26 protein-coding genes and 1 riboswitch are annotated in these 16,173 nt (G+C 67.9%); of the genes, 5 read left to right on the forward strand and 21 right to left on the reverse strand.

The features are described from left to right. From L0D17_RS08385 to L0D17_RS08400, 4 genes are all read left to right on the forward strand, one after another. Positions 1-590 (forward strand): AAA family ATPase (locus L0D17_RS08385; protein ID WP_243094779.1); only part of this gene is annotated, 590 nt, incomplete at its 5' end. A gap of 177 nt (positions 591-767) precedes the next feature. Continuing rightward, positions 768-939: riboswitch (cobalamin riboswitch) on the forward strand. 130 nt (positions 940-1,069) lie between these two features. Then, entirely contained in the window at positions 1,070-1,471 is a 402-nt protein-coding gene (locus L0D17_RS08390; RefSeq protein ID WP_014511003.1) for an acyl-CoA thioesterase, read from the forward strand. Beyond that, positions 1,452-2,426 carry a ribonucleotide-diphosphate reductase subunit beta gene (locus L0D17_RS08395; protein ID WP_038043754.1) on the forward strand — a complete coding sequence of 325 codons (975 nt, stop codon included), beginning with the start codon at positions 1,452-1,454 and terminating at the stop codon, positions 2,424-2,426. Before L0D17_RS08390 ends, L0D17_RS08395 begins: the two co-directional genes overlap by 20 nt. Positions 2,427-2,436: 10 nt before the next feature. After that, positions 2,437-4,116 (forward strand): ribonucleoside-diphosphate reductase subunit alpha, encoded by a 1,680-nt coding sequence (locus tag L0D17_RS08400; RefSeq protein WP_243094780.1) that lies wholly within the window; start codon positions 2,437-2,439, stop codon positions 4,114-4,116. A 62-nt stretch (positions 4,117-4,178) separates the two neighbouring features. Here the strand turns inward: L0D17_RS08400 and L0D17_RS08405 are convergent, their stop codons facing one another. The 18 genes from L0D17_RS08405 to L0D17_RS08490 all read right to left on the reverse strand — a co-directional run bounded on the left by L0D17_RS08405 (position 4,179) and on the right by L0D17_RS08490 (position 13,904). Then, positions 4,179-4,490 carry a hypothetical protein gene (locus L0D17_RS08405; protein ID WP_243094781.1) on the reverse strand — a complete coding sequence of 104 codons (312 nt, stop codon included), beginning with the start codon at positions 4,488-4,490 and terminating at the stop codon, positions 4,179-4,181. Between the two features lie 51 nt (positions 4,491-4,541). Then, on the reverse strand, positions 4,542-4,937 hold the full coding sequence (locus L0D17_RS08410; protein ID WP_243094782.1) for a hypothetical protein: 396 nt from the start codon (positions 4,935-4,937) through the stop codon (positions 4,542-4,544). Positions 4,938-4,986: 49 nt separating this feature from the next. Beyond that, positions 4,987-5,346 (reverse strand): single-stranded DNA-binding protein, encoded by a 360-nt coding sequence (locus L0D17_RS08415; protein WP_126205306.1) that lies wholly within the window; start codon positions 5,344-5,346, stop codon positions 4,987-4,989. A 51-nt stretch (positions 5,347-5,397) separates the two neighbouring features. After that, positions 5,398-5,583: a hypothetical protein gene (locus tag L0D17_RS08420; protein WP_243094783.1), complete on the reverse strand. Its 186-nt coding sequence runs from the start codon at positions 5,581-5,583 to the stop codon at positions 5,398-5,400. A 41-nt stretch (positions 5,584-5,624) separates the two neighbouring features. Further along, positions 5,625-5,765: a hypothetical protein gene (locus tag L0D17_RS08425; protein WP_243094784.1), complete on the reverse strand. Its 141-nt coding sequence runs from the start codon at positions 5,763-5,765 to the stop codon at positions 5,625-5,627. After that, on the reverse strand, positions 5,749-7,335 hold the full coding sequence (locus L0D17_RS08430) for an IS200/IS605 family accessory protein TnpB-related protein (protein WP_243094785.1): 1,587 nt from the start codon (positions 7,333-7,335) through the stop codon (positions 5,749-5,751). The genes L0D17_RS08425 and L0D17_RS08430 overlap by 17 nt, the downstream gene beginning before the upstream one ends. A 275-nt stretch (positions 7,336-7,610) precedes the next feature. Further along, a complete protein-coding gene (locus L0D17_RS08435) occupies positions 7,611-7,922 on the reverse strand; it encodes a hypothetical protein (protein ID WP_243094786.1) in 312 nt (103 codons plus the stop codon). Between the two features lie 63 nt (positions 7,923-7,985). Then, positions 7,986-8,657 carry a hypothetical protein gene (locus L0D17_RS08440; protein ID WP_243031520.1) on the reverse strand — a complete coding sequence of 224 codons (672 nt, stop codon included), beginning with the start codon at positions 8,655-8,657 and terminating at the stop codon, positions 7,986-7,988. A 1-nt stretch (position 8,658) separates the two neighbouring features. Beyond that, entirely contained in the window at positions 8,659-8,937 is a 279-nt protein-coding gene (locus L0D17_RS08445) for a hypothetical protein (RefSeq protein ID WP_243094787.1), read from the reverse strand. Positions 8,938-8,987: 50 nt separating this feature from the next. Continuing rightward, entirely contained in the window at positions 8,988-9,230 is a 243-nt protein-coding gene (locus L0D17_RS08450) for a hypothetical protein (protein WP_039457507.1), read from the reverse strand. Positions 9,231-9,261: 31 nt separating this feature from the next. Further along, entirely contained in the window at positions 9,262-9,489 is a 228-nt protein-coding gene (locus L0D17_RS08455) for a hypothetical protein (protein WP_093006980.1), read from the reverse strand. A gap of 36 nt (positions 9,490-9,525) precedes the next feature. Then, a complete protein-coding gene (locus L0D17_RS08460) occupies positions 9,526-9,996 on the reverse strand; it encodes a macro domain-containing protein (protein ID WP_015717489.1) in 471 nt (156 codons plus the stop codon). A gap of 674 nt (positions 9,997-10,670) precedes the next feature. Then, positions 10,671-11,657 carry a hypothetical protein gene (locus tag L0D17_RS08465; RefSeq protein ID WP_243094788.1) on the reverse strand — a complete coding sequence of 329 codons (987 nt, stop codon included), beginning with the start codon at positions 11,655-11,657 and terminating at the stop codon, positions 10,671-10,673. A gap of 108 nt (positions 11,658-11,765) precedes the next feature. After that, positions 11,766-12,518 carry a sigma-70 family RNA polymerase sigma factor gene (locus L0D17_RS08470; RefSeq protein ID WP_243094789.1) on the reverse strand — a complete coding sequence of 251 codons (753 nt, stop codon included), beginning with the start codon at positions 12,516-12,518 and terminating at the stop codon, positions 11,766-11,768. A 180-nt stretch (positions 12,519-12,698) separates the two neighbouring features. Next, the gene (locus L0D17_RS08475; RefSeq protein WP_124105520.1) at positions 12,699-12,983 is read right to left on the reverse strand and encodes a hypothetical protein; all 285 of its coding nucleotides are present in this window, start codon (positions 12,981-12,983) and stop codon (positions 12,699-12,701) included. A 2-nt stretch (positions 12,984-12,985) separates the two neighbouring features. Beyond that, complete coding sequence (locus L0D17_RS08480) at positions 12,986-13,390, reverse strand: type II toxin-antitoxin system VapC family toxin (protein ID WP_241374203.1); 405 nt, start codon at positions 13,388-13,390, stop codon at positions 12,986-12,988. Further along, entirely contained in the window at positions 13,387-13,617 is a 231-nt protein-coding gene (locus L0D17_RS08485; RefSeq protein WP_093006990.1) for a type II toxin-antitoxin system Phd/YefM family antitoxin, read from the reverse strand. The genes L0D17_RS08480 and L0D17_RS08485 overlap by 4 nt, the downstream gene beginning before the upstream one ends. A gap of 80 nt (positions 13,618-13,697) precedes the next feature. Beyond that, positions 13,698-13,904, reverse strand: coding sequence for a hypothetical protein (locus L0D17_RS08490; protein ID WP_093006992.1), 207 nt, complete (start codon positions 13,902-13,904; stop codon positions 13,698-13,700). 65 nt (positions 13,905-13,969) lie between these two features. Between L0D17_RS08490 and L0D17_RS08495 the strand changes: the two genes are divergently transcribed. Next, on the forward strand, positions 13,970-14,281 hold the full coding sequence (locus tag L0D17_RS08495; RefSeq protein WP_093006994.1) for a hypothetical protein: 312 nt from the start codon (positions 13,970-13,972) through the stop codon (positions 14,279-14,281). 123 nt (positions 14,282-14,404) lie between these two features. On the opposite strand, the gene L0D17_RS13590 is transcribed toward L0D17_RS08495, so the two are convergent. From L0D17_RS13590 to L0D17_RS08510, 3 genes are read right to left on the reverse strand one after another with little or no spacing between them, the layout of a single operon-like run. Beyond that, entirely contained in the window at positions 14,405-14,998 is a 594-nt protein-coding gene (locus L0D17_RS13590) for a zinc metallopeptidase (protein ID WP_341474685.1), read from the reverse strand. Continuing rightward, complete coding sequence (locus L0D17_RS08505; protein ID WP_243094790.1) at positions 14,995-15,537, reverse strand: hypothetical protein; 543 nt, start codon at positions 15,535-15,537, stop codon at positions 14,995-14,997. Before L0D17_RS08505 ends, L0D17_RS13590 begins: the two co-directional genes overlap by 4 nt. After that, positions 15,500-16,171, reverse strand: coding sequence for a helix-turn-helix transcriptional regulator (locus tag L0D17_RS08510; protein WP_243094791.1), 672 nt, complete (start codon positions 16,169-16,171; stop codon positions 15,500-15,502). The genes L0D17_RS08505 and L0D17_RS08510 overlap by 38 nt, the downstream gene beginning before the upstream one ends. Positions 16,172-16,173 lie beyond the last annotated feature (2 nt).

Raw genomic sequence — 16,173 nt, forward strand, 5'->3', positions numbered from 1 at the left:
TTGAGGCCTGGCTGGAGCGCTTCGGCCTAAAGGACCGCCTCCACGCCCCCCTCGCCTCCCTCTCCCGGGGCATGCAGCAGAAGGCGGCCTTGGCCTTGGCCCTCGCCCTCAAGCCCCGCTTCCTCCTCCTGGACGAGCCCACCCTGGGCCTGGACCCCGTGAGCCGGAGGGAGTTTGAGGGGATCCTCCTGGAGCTTAAGAAGGAGGGCTGGGGCATCCTCCTCACCTCCCACGACCTCGAGGTGGTGGAGCGGGTGAGCGACCGGGTGGCCTTCCTCCACCGGGGGGAGGTGCGGCGGCAGGGCCCCACCCGGGCCCTCCTCCGGGACTGGGCCGGGGAGGGGTACCGGGTGCGCCTCGCCGAGCCCAAGGCGGAGGCCCTCCTCAAGGCCCTGGGCCCCGGCTGGAGTGCGGAAGGCCCCGAGGTCCTCTTCTTCCTGGGGCCGTGGGAGGCGCTGCGGGAGGTCTTGGGAACCCTCCCCGTGGAAGTGTTGGAGGTCTCCCGGGGGACGCCGAGCCTCGAGGCCCTCTTCCTCCACCTCTTCGGGGAGGCCCGCCCTTCCCCTGGCGCACAACCTCGCACTGTCTAGCCGCACGGGGGATAGGGGGGTGTTGCCGGTCCTCGAGGGGGTCGGCGAGGGACCGCCCCCCACCCGGGTCGGCCCAGGGGATTGGCCCAAAAACGCGATGGCGGAAGGGCCTCTCGAGGCGCCCCCCTTCCCGTTGACCCCTTACCCAACCTGTGGTAGGGTCTTGGGCAGGACGCCCAAGACTTAGGGTGTCCTGGCCGCGATGCCAGGCCGACAGGCCTGGACGCCCAAAGGCGGTGGGGGAAGTCCGGTGAAAGTCCGGCGCTGTCCCGCAACGGTAACCGGCCCAAGCGTCGCGCCCTCCGCCCCGGCCGGAAGCCCGAGTACCCGCTTCGCGGCCCTGCCCCGTAGCCCTCGAGGCAAGGGTGAAGGTGGTGAGACCCGTGGGACCTTAGCCTAACCCCCAAAACCCGTCACGGGCCCAGCGCCCGAAAGAGGCCCTTCGGCTCTAGGAAGCTTTTCCCGCCCAAGGAGGCGCTATGCGGGAGACGCGGATGGTCTACCCCGTCTTCCCCGGGGAGACCAACCACTACGGAACCCTGTTTGGCGGAACGGTTCTGGCCTGGATGGACCAGGCGGCCTTTGTGGCCGCCACGCGCCACGCGCGCAAGAAGGTGGTAACGGTACACGCGGACGCGGTGGACTTCAAGCGCCCCGTCCCCCTGGGGGCCATCGTGGAGCTGGTGGCCCGGGTGCGGGAGGTGGGGCGCACCTCCATGCGGGTGGAGGTGGAGATGTGGGTGGAGCCGGTGAAGGAAGGCGAGGAGGCCTACCTGGCCGCCCGGGGCGGGTTTGTCCTGGTGGCGGTGGACGAAAGGGGGAGGCCAAGCCCGGTGCCTCCCCTGGAAGGAGGTGAGGCCCGTGCCCCTCACGGCGCCTAGGCTCGCCTACCGCCCCTACGAGTACCCCGAGCTCCTCCGCTTCCGGGACGCCATCCGGCACAGCTACTGGGTGCACACGGAGTTCAGCTTCCAGTCCGACCTTCAGGACCACGCCCTGGCCGACGAGAAGGAGCGCTCCCTGGTGGAGCGCGCCCTCCTCGCCATCGCTCAGGTGGAGCTCGCCGTCAAGCTCTTCTGGGCCCGGGTCTACGACCGCTTTCCCAAGCCCGAGATCGCCGAGGTGGGCCTCACCTTCGCCGAGAGCGAGGTACGGCACGCCAACGCTTACGCCCACCTCCTGGAGCTTTTGGGCCTGGAGGAGGCCTTTGGACAGGCCCTGGAGGGGGCGAGCGCCCTCCGGGATCGGGCCCAAGCCCTGGGAGAGGCCCTTCGGCGCGCCCAGGGGAAGGACCTGCGGGAATACGCCCTCGCCCTCTTCCTCTTCTCCGCCTTCACGGAACACGTCTCCCTCTTCTCCCAGTTCTACGTCCTCATGGCCCTAAACCGCCGCGGCAACCGCTACAAAGGGATCTCCAACGCCATTGAGGCCACCAGCAAGGAGGAGAACGTCCACGGCCTCTTTGGGGTGGAGCTCCTCCGTCTCCTCAGGACGGAGCACCCCGAGGCCCTGGGGGAGGAATTTCAGGAAGAGTCTCTACGCCTCGCCCAGAAGCTCTTCCGGGCCGAGGAAAACCTCCTGGACTGGCTCTTCGCCATGGGGGAACCCTCTTTGGTGGGGCACGGAGAAACCCTGGAGTTCCTCAAGGGACGCTTCAACGAAGTCCTCGCCCTCCATGGACTCCCCGAAGCCTTCCCTGTGGACCGGGCAAGGCTTCGGGACACGGAGTGGTTCACCCTGGAGCTCCTCGCCGACAAGGAGGTGGACTTCTTCAACAAGCGGAGCGTGGCCTACGCGCGCAGGGTACAAAGCTTTGATCCGGAGGAGCTTTTCTGAAGGAGGAGGCATGACCAAGACCAAGCGGACCTACGAGCCCTGGTACTGGGCCAACGAGCACACCCGCCTCTACATGCGCCGGGGCTACCTGCTGCCCGGGGTGAGCGTGGAGGAGCGGGTGAGGGAGATCGCCCAGCGGGCCGAGGCCCTCACCAAGGTGGAGGGGTTTGGCCGCAAGTTCCAGGAGTACGTGGCCCGGGGCTGGTACTCCCTCGCCACCCCCATCTGGGCCAACTACGGCCTCAGGCGGGGCCTTCCCATCTCCTGCTACGGCACCTACGTGGAGGACGACACCGCTTCCATCCTGAGGGCGGTGGCTGAGGTGGGGATGATGAGCAAGCAGGGGGGAGGGACCTCCCTCTACCTGGGAAGGCTCCGCCCACGGGGGGCCCCCATCCGGGACAACGGGGAGAGCAACGGCTCGTTTGCCTTCGCCTCCCTCTTTGACCGGGTGATCGAGGTCTTCAACCAGGGCTCCACCCGCAGGGGCCAGTGCGCCGCCTACCTGGACGTGGAGCACCCCGACCTCGAGGAGTGGCTTTCCATCCAGCGGGAGCACTCCCCGGTTCAGTCCCTCTTCTGGGGGGTGAGCGTGGGGGACCGCTGGCTTGAGGAGATGATCGCCGGGGACGGGGAGAAGCGGGCCCGCTGGGCCAAGGTCCTGAAGAGCCGGGCCGAGGTGGGCATCCCCTACCTCTTCTTCCGGGACAACGCCAACCAAAAGGCCCCCGAGGTCTTCAAAACCCTCGGCAAGACCATCTGGGCCAGCAACCTCTGCACGGAGATCATGCTCCCCTCCTCGGAGGAAGAGAGCTTCGTCTGTTGCCTCTCCTCCCTGAACCTCCTCCACTACGAGGAGTGGAAGGACACGGACGCGGTGGAGACCCTGGTCATTTTCCTGGACTCCGTGCTGGACGACTTCATTGAGAAGGCGGAGGGCATCCCCTACATGGAGCGGGCGGTGCGCTTCGCCAAGCGCTACCGGGCCATCGGCCTCGGGGTCCTGGGCTGGCACAGCTACCTCCAGTCCCAAAGAATCCCCCTGGAAAGCCCCGAGGCCTTCCGTAGGAACGCCGAGATCTTCAAGACCATACGGGAGCGGGCCGAGGAGGCCTCGAGGTGGCTGAGGAAGCGGCACCCCGAGGACGAGCTCGCCGGGGTGGGGGAGCTTAAGGAAAGGCGCAACGCCACCCTCCTCGCCATCGCTCCCACCAAGTCCAGCGCCTTCATCCTGGGCCAGGTCTCTCCCTCCATAGAGCCCTACACCAGCAACTACTACCTGAAGGACCTACAGAAAGCTCGCGTCCCCTTCAAGAACCCCTTCCTGGAGGAGGTGCTGAGGGAAAAGGGCAAGGACGAGGAAAAAGTCTGGCGGAGCATCCTGGAGCACAACGGTTCCGTGCAGCACCTGGACTTCCTCACCGATGAGGAAAAGGCGGTGTTCAAGACCTTCGCCGAAGTCTCGCAGATGACCCTGGTGAACCTGGCGGCCTCGAGGCAGAAGCACATTGACCAGGGGCAGTCCCTGAACCTTGTGATCCACCCGGAGGCCCCGCCCAAGGACGTGAACGCCCTGGTCCTCCACGCTTGGCGCTCGGGCCTCAAGGCCCTCTATTACCAGTTCAGCCAGAGCGTGGCCCAGGCCTACAGCCGGGACCTCCTCCTCTCCTGCCAAGCCTGCGAGAGCTGAGGGCAGGCTACCCCAAGCAAGGCCCGGGGGGAGGGAACCCGCCCCCGGGCCTTAAAAGGACTTCAGAAGGGAAGCTCCTCAAACCCCCACACCTCGTCTTCCGCCGCTCGCCGGGCCTTTTCAGGGGAGAGGCCTCGCCGCCTCGCCTCCCGGTAGGCCCGCACCCACTCCGCCAAAAGCGCCGTCCCGTACTCGCTCCGGGAGGCGGGCTCGGGGCCGGAAAGCTCCTCCAACACCTCCGGCACCCGGCCAATCCCCTCGCACTCGGGGCACTCCGTCTCGCTCCCTGGCACGGGCTGGCCAGCGAACCACTCGGTGTAGACGAAGCCCTCTCCCCCGCACAGGGGGCACGCCACCGTGCGTACGCTCTTCACCCTCACCATCTCGCCAAAAGCCCGAGGGGGCGGCCTCCCGCCCCCCCTGCCCTAGGCCGCCTTCTCCTTCGCCTCCCTCAGAAGGACCAGGAAAGCTTCCAGGTCCTCCTCCCCCACGGGCTCGTTCTCCCGCCGCCAGGCCTCGTACATGCGGGCGAGAAGGGGGAGGTTCTGGGGAAGGAGCTCCACGCTCCCCTCCTTCGTCCCCGCCCACCCTGGGCCCCCGGAGTCCGGCCCCGCCTCCAGGACGAAGGCCTCGAGGATGGCCGCCAGAGCCCACACCTCCTCCTCCCGGGGCTCGGCGAGCTCCAGGAAGAGGTGGCCGTCCGCCAGGTAGACCTCGGCCCGCTCCGGGAGGTCGGGGACCTCCTCCAGAAGCTCCAGGACCCGCTCCCGCTCCAGGGCCTTCTTGCCCAGAAGAGCGCACGCGTAGGCCGAATAGTTCATCTCACCACCTCCACGGGGCTTTAGGGGGGGCCAAAGCCCCCCCTGCCCTCTAAAACGGCTCCTCGCTCTGCGCCTCTTCCGCCCCTTCCGCCTTCTCCTCCGCCTTCTTGGGCCGCACCAGGAGGGCGAAGTCGTCCAGGACCAGGGTGAGCCGGGTCTTCTTCCCGTCCTTTCCCTCGTAGGTCTCCGTTTGGAGCCTGCCCTCCAGGTGGGCGTAAGTCCCCTTGGGCGGGTCCATCTCCGCCAGGGCCTCGGCGAGGCCGCCCAAGGCCAGGACCTCGAGGAAGACCGCCTCGTCCTCCTTCCGCCGCCCCCGCACCGCCACGGAGGTCTTCCAAATCGCCGTCCCTTGGTTGGTGTAGACCAGCTCGGGCTTCCTCGCCAGGTACGCCTTCAGAATCGCCTTCATCCTTCCTCCTTTCGCCGGGCCTACGGGGGGGGCTTTAGCCCCCCCTGCCCTTTAGCGCCTGACCAGGTAGTAGCTCCCCGCGGGGCTCTTCCTAAGCCCCTCTTCCTTGAGCCACGCCTTCAGGGCCTCCTTCACCTCCCGGAGGGCCTTCGGGAGGTCCCCCTCCCAGTCCTCCTCCGCCTGGAGGAGGTTGAGGAGGGCCACCGCCTGCTCGGGGGTGAGCTTGAGGTCGTTCATCTCTTCACCTCCCGCCTCCTCCCGTGGGGCCCTTGGGCCCCCTAGCTCTCCTCTTCCGACTCCGGGGGGAAGTTGTTCTCCCGGGCGGCCTGGAAGATGGCCTCGAGGGCCTCCCGGTCGGTGAGGAGCCCCCTGAGCCAGTCCTCAAGGATCCCCTTGGCCTGGTCAAGCAGAGCGCACATTAGCGCACTCCGGCCCTCCACCAGGAGGAGGACCTAAGCCTCCCTTCCACCCCTCCCACGCTCCCCGGTGAAGGATGACCTTCAGCGGGGAGAGGTCGCGGGGCACCTCGCGCCCGAGGAGGGGAAGGAAGAGGCCTACCCTCAGGACCCTCCAGGGATTGCCGCCAAGAAGGTTCCTTCCCTCGGTGGACCCCTCTTGGCTCCCCGGTGAACCCTGAAGGCTTGAAAGCAAGGAGAGGTGGCGCTTCGCCTCCCCGATCTCCCGGGAAAGCCTGCGCCTGAGGTAGGGGTTGGGCTCCGCGCTTCTCTTCGCGCGGAGTTCCTGCACCCTGGAGGCGTAGAAGCCCTGGACGTGGTCCCTGAAGCGTTCGTCCCGGAGAAGCTTCCCGTAGCCTTTGGGAAGCTTCTCCTTGAACCCCAAGGCTCTCCTTCCGATCACGTACGCGGCGGCCACGTCCTTGGACAGGGAAAGCTGGGGAGCGTACTTGAGCATCCCGATGGCGGAGGTGTCCTGGGGGTTCACCTCCACGACTTGGACACCTTTCTTCCTCGCCAACGAATGGACCTTCCGGAGGAGGGAGGCGTAGGCGAAGCGGTGTTGCTTCCTGCGGAAAGCTCTTCCAGAGCCGTCCCCTCTCCTTCCCTTGGGGAGGTGCTTCAGGCGCTCCGTGGCGACGGCTACGCCGTGCTCCTCCGCTAGGGAGACCACCTGGTGGGCGATCTTCCACAGGAGAAGCTCCTTCGTCCCCCTGTTCGGAGCGCGGTCCACCTCCTCCAGGGAGAGGGTGAGGTGGCGCTTCAGGTTCCCGTCAGGGGAAACGAGGGCTAAGGCGAGGTGGTAGGGGTCCGAGTTCACGTCCAGGGCAAGGACGCCGTTCTCCTTCGTGGCCACGAGGGGCGCGGGCTCCTCCTCCCAGGTGAAGGTGGCGTAGACCTTGCCGTCCTTAAGGGAGAGCTCCACGTTGTAGGGAAGGGAAGCGTATACCCTCTGGAAGAGGGTGCTCAGGTTGGGGTGCTTCGTTTGGATCAGGGCGTGGGCGTAGCCTCCGTCTCCGAGGTTGATCCGGAGCCACAGGGCTCCGTCCTTGACGAGGAGCCTCAGGTTGAGGTTGCCCCCCTTGGTCTTGTCTCCCCGGGAGTAGAGGAGGCCCTGGCGCTTCTCCTTCCACTCCCGCTTGAGCTCCTTCAGGGGCTTACCCGAGAGGTGCCTGCGCCTCAGGGTCTCAAAGAGCTTCCTTCCCCCGAAGACGACCTTCCTAGGGTCTTCTCCTCTCTCCCGGGCGGAGTCCAGGAGGGCCTGGGCCTTCATCACCGCGTCGTCGGCGTAGCGGGTGTTGAGGCCGAAGAAGATGCGGAGGGGGCCATTTTCCCGCTTGAGGGCTTCCCTGGTCTGACCCTCAAGCAAGCGGTTGTAGGCGTAGCGCACCCCAGCGGAGAAGCGGCGCATGAGGTCCAGGGTGGCCTTGTGGTCTTCTCCGGAAGGGAAGAGGAGGAGGGCGTGGACTCCGGTGAAGGCTTTCGCCCTCTTCTGCGAGGTACGCTTGCGCGTGGCCTTAGGCTTGGCCTTCACCTGGGGCCTCCTGTGGGGGAGTATAGCGCTTCGGGGCTTTTCGTATGTCGCGGGGGCTCGCTGGGGTGAGGTGGCGGGAAGCGGGGGCGTACGAGCGTTGGGGTGAAGTAATATGCGCTATTTCCCAACTGTTTGCACCTCCTTTCCGTCCTCTCCCGTGGGGCCGTTGTCAGCGAAGCTACCTTGCGGCCCCCGGGCTCCCGGTCTTAGCTACACGAAGGGGAAAGGGGAGGGAGCGTGTAGCTAAGACAACCCCCTCCCCTCCTCCAGGCCCCCTACTCCAGGAAGTCCTCCAGGGAAACCCTCTCCTTGCGGAGGACCTCGTAGCCGTAGTCCTGCTCTTCCAAGACCTCCACCACTACCCGGCCTGCCTCCAGGTCCAAGGTGAAGGCCCCTGGCCCGTCCGCCCACCGCGCGGTGGCCTCGAGGAGGAGGGCCGCCACCTCCTCCTCGTAGAAGTCCTGGAGGGGCCTTCCTTGGCTTCCGAAGAACCAGACCGCTTCATGGCCCCACTCGGGCTCCACCACGCCTTCCACCCGGGCCACGCCGTCCGCCCTAAGCCTCTGGACCACCTCTTTAGCTTTCATCGCGCCTCCTTCGGTCCCCCCCGAGGGGCCGGAAGGCCCCCCTGCCCTGGGGGGCCCTCCCCTTCACCCTCGCCTGTAGAACCCCTCCCTGGCCCAGCGCCGGGGAAGCTCCTCCTGGGGGAGGTGCACCTCCCCGAGGACCCGGTACGGCCCCCGGAAGGGCCAGGGAAAGAGGCCCTCTCGGTCCAGGCGCTCCCGGGCTTGGAGCCAGTCGTCTAGCTCCCTGTCGTCCTCTTTCCACCGCTCCAGGAGGAAGCGGCGGCCTCGGGCGTCCTCCACCTCCAGGAGCCGCGCCCCAAGGAGCCCGTAGAGGTCTACGGGGAGGGCTAGGACCCCCTCCACCAGGAGGGCGGCCTCCGCCCAGTCGGCGAGGGGCGCGTCCGAGGCCACCTGAACGAGGTCCCCCAGGTGGAGCTTGGCGAGGAGGAGGAAGACTCGGACGGCGAGGTCGTAGGGGCGCTTGTTCTCCCAGGCAAACCCCGTCTTGCAGAACCCGAAGGACCACTCCTTCTTCTCCTCCCACCAGGGGAAGACGAAGGACTCGTAGTCCTCCGGGGCGGGGCCGTTGAAGGCCACCTCGGGAGGGTAGAGGACTGGCCCCCCCGTCCCGTCCGGCCCCGCTAGGGGAGGAAGGTGGGGAAAGAGCCGGGCGAAGTCCTCGAGGACGGCCCCAAGCCTCTTCTCCACCGCTTCCTTCGCCTCCGTCCTGATCCGCCAGTAGTGCGTGTGGCCCATGTCAGACCTCCCCGAAAAGCTCCCGCCTGAGCGCCACCGCCGAGTTGTCCTCGTAGGGGGCCTTGAGCCTGGCCTCGAGGGCGTAGAGCCGGGAGGCCAGCCCTCTGAGCCCTTCCACCGCCTCCTTCACCTCCCGGGCCACCCGCTCCGCCTCCAGGGGGTGCTCGGAGAAGAAGGCGTGGAGGTCTTCGGCGTAGGTCAGCGAAGCTATCTTGCGGGCGAGGGCCCGGGCCGCCTGGGCCATCTCCTCTAGGTGCTTTCTGACTCGGATTCGCCGCATCTCCCACCTCCACCCGGGTGCGAAGGGGGGCCACCCGGCCCCCCCTGGCCCTAAGCCACCTCCAGGACCACCCACCCGGCCCGGCTCGGCACGAAGACCTTCTCCCCCGGAAGGGGCTGGACCTCCAGGACCTCCACGTGGCCCAGGGCCTCGAGGTCCTCCAGGTCCACCCACCCCTCCTCCACCAGCCGGGGGTGGACGTAGGCCCCGTGCCGCCGGATGAGGCCCTCCAGGGCTCGGTCCGAGAGCCTGGTCTTGGGAACGCCGTCCGTGTTGGGCAGGAGCGCGATCATCTTGCACCTCCTGCCCTTGGCCGTGGGGCCGTCAGGCCCCCAGGCCCTCTTCCCTATACGCCACCCGCACCCGCTCCGGGCTCACCAGGACGAGGCCGCTCTTCCCCGGAGCGAAGGCCCGCACCACCTCTTCCGCGAGCTCCATAAGGAAGGCGTGGTCCTGGGGCCGGGGCCTTCCAGCCACCTTCACGGGCTTCCCCTCCTCAAAGACCACGGCGAAGCTCCCGCTCACCCGGGCGAACCGCTTTAGCGCTTCCATAGCGGCCTTCCCCGAGGGGCCGGAAGGCCCCCCCGCTCACAGGCGGTAGAGGACCACCCGGTTCCCCACCCCTGCCAGGGCCTCCTCCAGGGCCTCGAGGACCTCCCTGGGGTCCAGCCCCCCCAGGCCGATGCCCGGGAAGGCCATATGGACCTCGAGGCCAGGCCTGGCCTCCAGGAACCGCCGGAGCCTCGAGGCCCCCAGGCGGACGAGGCCGAGGTCCGCTCGGTCCCGGAAGTGGCCTTTGGTCTGGAAGGCCCCGTAGGACCTCCCTCCCGCCTCCACGGCCACGAAGCCGTAGAGGTAGACCCCGTTCCGAAGGATCCCCTCTCGCTGGACGGCCTCGGCGAAAAGGTGGGGGAGACGGGGCTCGGCCTCCGCCAGGGCCTTGGCCGCCCCGGCCCCCATGACCAGGCCCCGGGAGGTGAGGACCCCGTTCGTGGGGGCGGCCACCAGGGTCCCGGGAGCCTGAAGACCTGCCAGGAAGTTCCCGCGCTTGACGATCATGCTTATCTCCTTGGGGCCGCCAGGCCCCCCCGCTCATCTGGGCCGTTCCACCCCGGGCGCTCCGTCGGTCTAGGTGCTCCACCTGACCTCGAGGCCGCCCAAGGTGTTCCAGGGGTGTTCCGGCGAGCCGTTCCGGTGTTCTGTGGGGTGTCCCGGGCCCGTACCGCCCTGGCACAACCGGTGGCACAACTGGTGGCACAGGTGTGTCAAAGCCTCTCCAGGAGCCGCTTTAGCCCCCCGAGGAGGGCGAGGTGGCTGGGTAGAAGGCGCAGGCCGCCCACCAGGGGAGCCGCCTGCCGGGGGGGGAGCCTCGAGGCTGTGTCCTTTCCGGGGGGACGGTGGTGTCCCCGTCTTACCCAGGAGGACACCGGGGAGGGGCGCGGGAAAGGTGGGCGTCTGAGAAGGTGCCCGGTAGACACTATGTTGCGTCTGAGCATCTGCTCGGTAGACACTATGTTGCGTCTGAGCAAATGCTCGGTAGAAACCATGTTGCGGGTGAGCAAAATGCTCAGTAAACACAATGTCGTGCCTGAGCAAATGCTCGGTCGCAACAAGCGGGAGGGAAAATCGGGGAAGGAGGGGGGGTCGGGCAACCTGCGTTGCCAAAAGAGGATGTCCGCCAAACAGAAAACCCCGGAAGGATAAGGTGGTCCTTCCAGGGCAAAGAAGGGTGTCTACCCGATGACCGGGGTCCGGTAGACGGGCTCCCCGGTGGCAGGGTCGCGGTAGACGGCGATCGCCCTGCCCCGCCCCAGTTCGTCCAGGTGGTACTTGGCCTTGCGGAGGGTGCCGATGGCCTCAAGCTCCGCCAAGAGCCCCTTCAGGTGGGTGTCCACCTCGGCCACCGCTTCCAAGTGGCGGCGCACCTCGGGGACCTTCCAGGAGGGGTTCTTCACGAGCTCCTGCAGGAGGCCGACGGCCATAACGGCCTTCATCGCCTCCCTGGAGATGCCCTGCCGCACCTCCCACCCGATAGGGATCTTCAGGGCCACCACCTGGCCCTTCTCGCGGTCCACCAGGGCGGAGATGGACCGCACCGCCTCTACGAAAGCCTTCTCCCTGGCGGTGAGGCTCGCCACCAGGGCCTGGAGGGTCCTCAAGGAGCCGTCCCAGCCCAGGAGCCTGAGCCGGGCCTCCAGGTCCTCGGGGATGAGGTCCTCGCGGCGGAAGTGGGGGTTGTCCTCGTGCTCCAGGGCCTCCTCGAGGGGGCTCCTGCCCTCCTCGTACTCCACCCCGGAGAGGAACCGCTCCAACCACTTGGCCGCGTCCTCCACCCGCTTGTCCCGAAGGCCCCAATGCTTCTCCTCCCTCGGGGTAAGGTCGTACACCTCCACGGCGTACCTCACTCCCTCGGGGGACTCCCAGACCATGGGCTTGCGCTCCTCCTTGGCCTTGCCCGTGCCCTTCACGAGCAAGGTGGAGGGCGTCTCCTCCTTCAGGCGCTCCCGGAGGCGGGCCAGGCCCACCCTGACCGCGGCCACGAAGGGGGCAGGCACGTCCCGGGTGTCCACCAGGACGTAGCCCTCCTTCGCCGCCTTGGTCATCAGGTCCCTCACGCTCCCGTCCTCCTTCCAGAGCCGCCGAAGGGCCTCGAGGGCCTCCTCCACCGAAGCCGCCTTGCCGCTCGCCCAGAAGAGGCTACGAACGCTGACCTTGGTCATCTTTTACCTCCAACCTCATGCTACCTGTTTTCGCCTCTTCTGGCAATAACGAAACCTTGGAGGGATAAGGGGGTCCCTCCAAGGCGAGGTGCAAGGTGCCGAAACCGCCTAGACTGCTTGGGTCCTCGTCATGGCCTCCTTCAGGGCCGCTTCAAGCTCCTCAAGCTCCTCTTCCTCCAAGCCGCCCTCTAGGAAGCGCTCCAAGAGCTCCGCCTCCTTCTCGCCCAGCTTCCGCCGGAGGCCATAGCGCTCGATGGCCTCTTCCAGGGCTTCGAAGGCGAGGTCCCTCTCCTCCTCGCGCTCCCAGGGGTCGTGGCCCACGAACTCCTCCAGCCGGGTGCCCTCTTCGGTGGTGTCGTCCAGGCTGAGGATGGCCTCCGCCTCCGCTACGGCCAAGGCCTCCTCCACCACCTCCAAGGGGATCCCGAGCCTCTCGGCGACTTCCTCCGGCGTGGGTTCACGCCCGAGCTCCGCCTGAAGCCCTTCCGTGGCCCGCTTGACCTTGGCCACGAGCCGGGAGTTCGTGTACCCCACCCCCCGGTTCCGGTAGAACCACTCCCGCACAGCGCGGTCGGCTTCCACCATCACCCAGAAGGTGAGGTTCTTGGAGGGAGAGGGGAGCTTGCGCTCGCCCGTCCGCCAGGCCTTGAGGGAGCTGTGAACCTTGAGGGCCACCTCCTGGGCGAGGTCCAACGCCTCGTCCCCGAGGAGGTGGAACCGGGAGAAGCCCTCCTTGAGGGCCAGGGCGTAGTAGTGCCGCCCCAGCGCCTCGTAGTCCTCCCCCGCGAACGCCCTCATGACCTGCTCCCTCGTCAAAAGCCGAACGCCTTCCGCCATGAGCCGGACGCTGTCGGTGCGCATTTTTTACCTCCGCCCTCATGGTACCTCTTAAGGCGGAGGAAAGCAAGCTTGTGTGGCTACCTCTTGCGCTGAAGGGCCCTCCTCGGCTAAACTGAAAGGGCCGAAGCCGCTTGCTGGCTGTCGGTCGTTTTTTACCTCCACCGAGTAGGCCCCTGGCCCTCCGCCGGGGGCCGAAAGGTTTTACCTTCCCCGCCTCAAGCGGCGCACCTCCCGCCTGAGCCCTCGGGCCTCCTCCTCGAGGGACCAGAACGGGTCGAAGGGGTTGGAGAAGAGGGAGGGCCTGGAGAAGAGGAACCCGAGCACCATGAGGAAGAGGAAGACCCCCGCCGCCAGGTACAGGAGCCAGGTCCCCTCCCGGGCCAGGTCCAGGACCACCCCTCCGGCCACCATGAGCCAGAAGAGGCGGCTACGGAAGACTTCCCTCACCGCTTGCTTCGCCAGTCGCTTGTTTTGTTCCCGAAGCATCGCTACCCCCAGAGGCTCCTGGACCTAGCGTAGCGCCTCAGGCGCTCGTCCTTGGTCACCAGCACCGCCCCGAGCTTCAGGGTCGTGGCCAGGATGAACCGGTCCGCCGGATCCGGGTGGGGCAGGTCCAGGTAGGCCGCCTCCAGGGCGACCCCCGCGTCCAGGGGAACCACCCCGATCCCCCGCACCCGCAAGGCCTCCTCCAGCCAACGCCGGGGCTCTAGGGAAAAGGCGATCCGCCCCTTTTGGGCGAGGACCGCCACCTCCCAGGGGGTGATGGCCGAGATGTGGAGGGCTTCCCTCGCCCGGGCCTCGTCCAGGGTCCGCACCAGCCCCTTGGGGAGGACTTCCGGGCTCGCCAGGTACCAGACCCAGGCGTGGGTGTCCAGGACCAGGGGCCCCCTCACGCCAGGACCTCCCAGGCCTCTCCGGTGGGCTCCGTGGGGTCCTCGTAGCGGAGGAGGGTGCCCAAAAGTTTCTCCCTGGGGTCCTCCTCCCGGTAGGGGCGCACCTCCAGGACGGGACGGCCCCGGTGGGTGAGGAGGAGGGGCTCCCCGGTGGCTTCCACCCGGCGGAGGAGTTCCAGGGCGTGGGCCTTGAAGTAGGACTTGGAGACCTTCATGACCATAGACATTGTACCTGGTCATAACGCGCCACGACAAGAAACCCCGGAAGGATAAGGGCGTCCTTCCAGGGCAAAGAAGGGCGGAAGGCCTACTCCAGCACCACCTCGGGCTCGAAGCCCGCCCAGATGGCCGCGGCCAGGACGTGCGAGAGGTTCACCCCCCGCACCCTGAGGGCCGGCTTGGGCCACCCGTGGTCGGGGCGGATCACCGCCCGGCCCAGGCTCGCCCGCTCCAGCGCCTTACGGAAAGCCTCCTGGTGCCGCGTGTCCTTGAAGATCAACACCTTCTCTTCCATGGCAATTTAATGCTACCACTAAGACCGCTTTCAGACAATAAGGTACTTTGTGCTATACTTGGGCCATGCTCGCCGAAGCCTTCCGCGAGTACGCGAGGCCCAAGGGACAGGGCCGGGCCTACCTGGAGAACCTGGCGGGCTTCTTCCTGGCGGTGGCCCGGGACCAGGGGGAGGAGGAGCAGGTCCGCATGGTCATCGGCGAGGATCCCGTCCTCGGCCCCTACCTGGACGTGGACCTCCGGGAGGCCCCCAGGACCCACGCCTGGCTCTCCGCCTTCCGGGAAGCGGCCAAGGAAGGCGCCGCCCTAGCCCTTCAGGAGAACGAGGACGGCACCGTGGACGCCACCGTCCTCCCGCCGAGGAAGGCCGAGGCGTGATATACTGACCTTGGAAGGCCGAAGCCTTCTTTTCCGTGGCACCCCGGGGCGCTGAGCTCCGGGGTTTGGATTTTGGTGGCGCGTCTTAGCTACACGGGGAAGGGAGAGGGGAACGGCGTGTAGCTAAGACCACCCCACGAGGAACCCCACGGCCACCAGGAGCCCGCCCAAGGGCACCGCCACGTAGGAGCCCGTGAGGGCGGCCATCACCCGCCTCGCCTCCTCCCTCCACTCCGGGGGCAGGACCTCGAGGCCCCGCCGGTTGGCGTCCACCTCTAGGGGAAGGCTCGCGAGGAAGAGGCCATACCCCCCGGTGAGGAAGGCCGCCCCGAGGGGGCTCGGGCCCACCAGGAACCCGAGGACGAGAAGCCCCAGGGCCAGGGTCAGGGCCCCCTGCGCGGCTCGCACCATCTCGGGGCGTTCACGCCATTGCAGGGCGTGCCCCACCTCGTGAACGGCCACGGCCAGGTGGTATAGGCTCTTCCCCTCGTACACGGCCCGGGTCAGGTAGACGCTCCGCTCCGGGTAGCGCACGCCGTTTCTCTGGCCCACCCGCACCCGGAAGCCCGTGAGGCCCTTCCGCAAAGCCTCCTCGGCGAAGGGGCCCGCCTCGAGGGGAACAGGGACACCCCGGTAGCGAAGGACGGTGAACGCCAGGTAGACGGCGTATCCCGCCACCAGGGCGAGTCCGGTGAGGGCGAGGAGCACGCCGTTCACCCGTTCACCACCTCCAGGAGCATGTTCCGGAGGAGGAGGACCCCCCCGTACACCAGGGCGGGCACGTCCATGCCCCGGAACCGCTCACCCCTCTCCAGACCCACCGTTTCCGCCGCCCAGGCTCCCAAGGAGAGGAGAAGTCCCGTCCACCCGTACACGCCCACCCCGGCCAGGGCCAGGGCGGCGTACCGCCACCTTCCGGGGAGGACCCCGGCCAGGACCACCCCTAGGGGGGCGAGCCACAGGCCCCGGAAGAGGAGGCCCCCGAAGAGGAAGGCGAGGAGGGCCGCGAAGCGCCACCCCCCGCCCCGGGCCCACAGGGCGAGGACCCCCTGCCCCACCCAGAGGGCGAGGAGGGGCGAGGCCCCCTTCATCCCCGCCGTGAGCCACCCGAGGCCGGAGAAGAAGGCCTCCCTCCACCCCACCCGCCTGGCGAATAGGGCCCCGGTGAAGGGAGCCCCCCAGGGGCCATCCAGTAGCCCCGCCAGGGCCCCCAAAAGCTCAGACCGAAGCCCTCTCCGTCCTGCGGTAGACGCCATCCCTCGCTTCTACCAGGCCCCGGCTCACCAGGCGCTGGAGCCTCTTGGCCACCGTGGACTTGGGCCACCCGAGCTCCCGGGCCAGGGCGCTCGGCCCCTTGGGGACCTCGAGGGCCCCCAGCAGGGAAAGCTCTTCTTTCTCCAGAGGAACGGGAAGGGCTTCCTCCCTCTCCTCCCTCCGGGGCTCCACGGCGTTCACGGCCCCGTTCACCTCCTGGGGCTCCCCCACCGGGAAAGCGGCGGGCGCCCGGGCGTCCACGCTCCGCTTCCGCTCCGCCAAGCCCAGGCTCATGGAGGTCAGGTTCCCCCAGAACACCACCCCGGCCCCGATGAGGCTCCCCCAGAGGGCCCAGGCGCTCCCCAGGACCACGGAGGCGAAGGAGAGGTAGAAGGTGGCCACCTCCACGGCGAAGGCGATGAAGGGGGAGGCCCGCACCCCCTCGCCGTCAAAGCGGGCGTAGTAGTGCCGGAGGTGGGCGTAGCTCGCGGCCAGGGCCACGGCGTAGACCACCACGCCCACCACCGCCAGGAGCGGGAACTTCGCCATAGCCTCCCCCACCACTTTTCCCGTGATGAAGCCCACCACGGGCATCGCGGCGGCGGCGATGGCGGCCTGGGCGTAGACCCTGAGCACGG

The organism is Thermus thalpophilus (genome assembly GCF_022760915.1).
Taxonomy (GTDB): domain Bacteria; phylum Deinococcota; class Deinococci; order Deinococcales; family Thermaceae; genus Thermus; species Thermus thalpophilus.

What these genes read in the sequence shown, in the direction of transcription:
- L0D17_RS08485 (WP_093006990.1), bottom strand. Translation starts at nt 13,617, where the DNA reads ATGTCTATGGTCATGAAGGTCTCCAAGTCCTACTTCAAGGCCCACGCC.
- L0D17_RS08450 (WP_039457507.1), bottom strand. Translation starts at nt 9,230, where the DNA reads ATGATCGCGCTCCTGCCCAACACGGACGGCGTTCCCAAGACCAGGCTC.
- L0D17_RS08470 (WP_243094789.1), bottom strand. Translation starts at nt 12,518, where the DNA reads ATGCGCACCGACAGCGTCCGGCTCATGGCGGAAGGCGTTCGGCTTTTG.
- L0D17_RS08425 (WP_243094784.1), bottom strand. Translation starts at nt 5,765, where the DNA reads ATGTGCGCTCTGCTTGACCAGGCCAAGGGGATCCTTGAGGACTGGCTC.
- L0D17_RS08460 (WP_015717489.1), bottom strand. Translation starts at nt 9,996, where the DNA reads ATGATCGTCAAGCGCGGGAACTTCCTGGCAGGTCTTCAGGCTCCCGGG.
- L0D17_RS08465 (WP_243094788.1), bottom strand. Translation starts at nt 11,657, where the DNA reads ATGACCAAGGTCAGCGTTCGTAGCCTCTTCTGGGCGAGCGGCAAGGCG.
- L0D17_RS08495 (WP_093006994.1), top strand. Translation starts at nt 13,970, where the DNA reads ATGCTCGCCGAAGCCTTCCGCGAGTACGCGAGGCCCAAGGGACAGGGC.
- L0D17_RS08475 (WP_124105520.1), bottom strand. Translation starts at nt 12,983, where the DNA reads ATGCTTCGGGAACAAAACAAGCGACTGGCGAAGCAAGCGGTGAGGGAA.
- L0D17_RS08415 (WP_126205306.1), bottom strand. Translation starts at nt 5,346, where the DNA reads ATGAAGGCGATTCTGAAGGCGTACCTGGCGAGGAAGCCCGAGCTGGTC.
- L0D17_RS08435 (WP_243094786.1), bottom strand. Translation starts at nt 7,922, where the DNA reads ATGAAAGCTAAAGAGGTGGTCCAGAGGCTTAGGGCGGACGGCGTGGCC.
- L0D17_RS08490 (WP_093006992.1), bottom strand. Translation starts at nt 13,904, where the DNA reads ATGGAAGAGAAGGTGTTGATCTTCAAGGACACGCGGCACCAGGAGGCT.
- L0D17_RS08400 (WP_243094780.1), top strand. Translation starts at nt 2,437, where the DNA reads ATGACCAAGACCAAGCGGACCTACGAGCCCTGGTACTGGGCCAACGAG.
- L0D17_RS08445 (WP_243094787.1), bottom strand. Translation starts at nt 8,937, where the DNA reads ATGCGGCGAATCCGAGTCAGAAAGCACCTAGAGGAGATGGCCCAGGCG.
- L0D17_RS08455 (WP_093006980.1), bottom strand. Translation starts at nt 9,489, where the DNA reads ATGGAAGCGCTAAAGCGGTTCGCCCGGGTGAGCGGGAGCTTCGCCGTG.
- L0D17_RS08390 (WP_014511003.1), top strand. Translation starts at nt 1,070, where the DNA reads ATGCGGGAGACGCGGATGGTCTACCCCGTCTTCCCCGGGGAGACCAAC.
- L0D17_RS08410 (WP_243094782.1), bottom strand. Translation starts at nt 4,937, where the DNA reads ATGAACTATTCGGCCTACGCGTGCGCTCTTCTGGGCAAGAAGGCCCTG.
- L0D17_RS08505 (WP_243094790.1), bottom strand. Translation starts at nt 15,537, where the DNA reads ATGGCGTCTACCGCAGGACGGAGAGGGCTTCGGTCTGAGCTTTTGGGG.
- L0D17_RS08440 (WP_243031520.1), bottom strand. Translation starts at nt 8,657, where the DNA reads ATGGGCCACACGCACTACTGGCGGATCAGGACGGAGGCGAAGGAAGCG.
- L0D17_RS08420 (WP_243094783.1), bottom strand. Translation starts at nt 5,583, where the DNA reads ATGAACGACCTCAAGCTCACCCCCGAGCAGGCGGTGGCCCTCCTCAAC.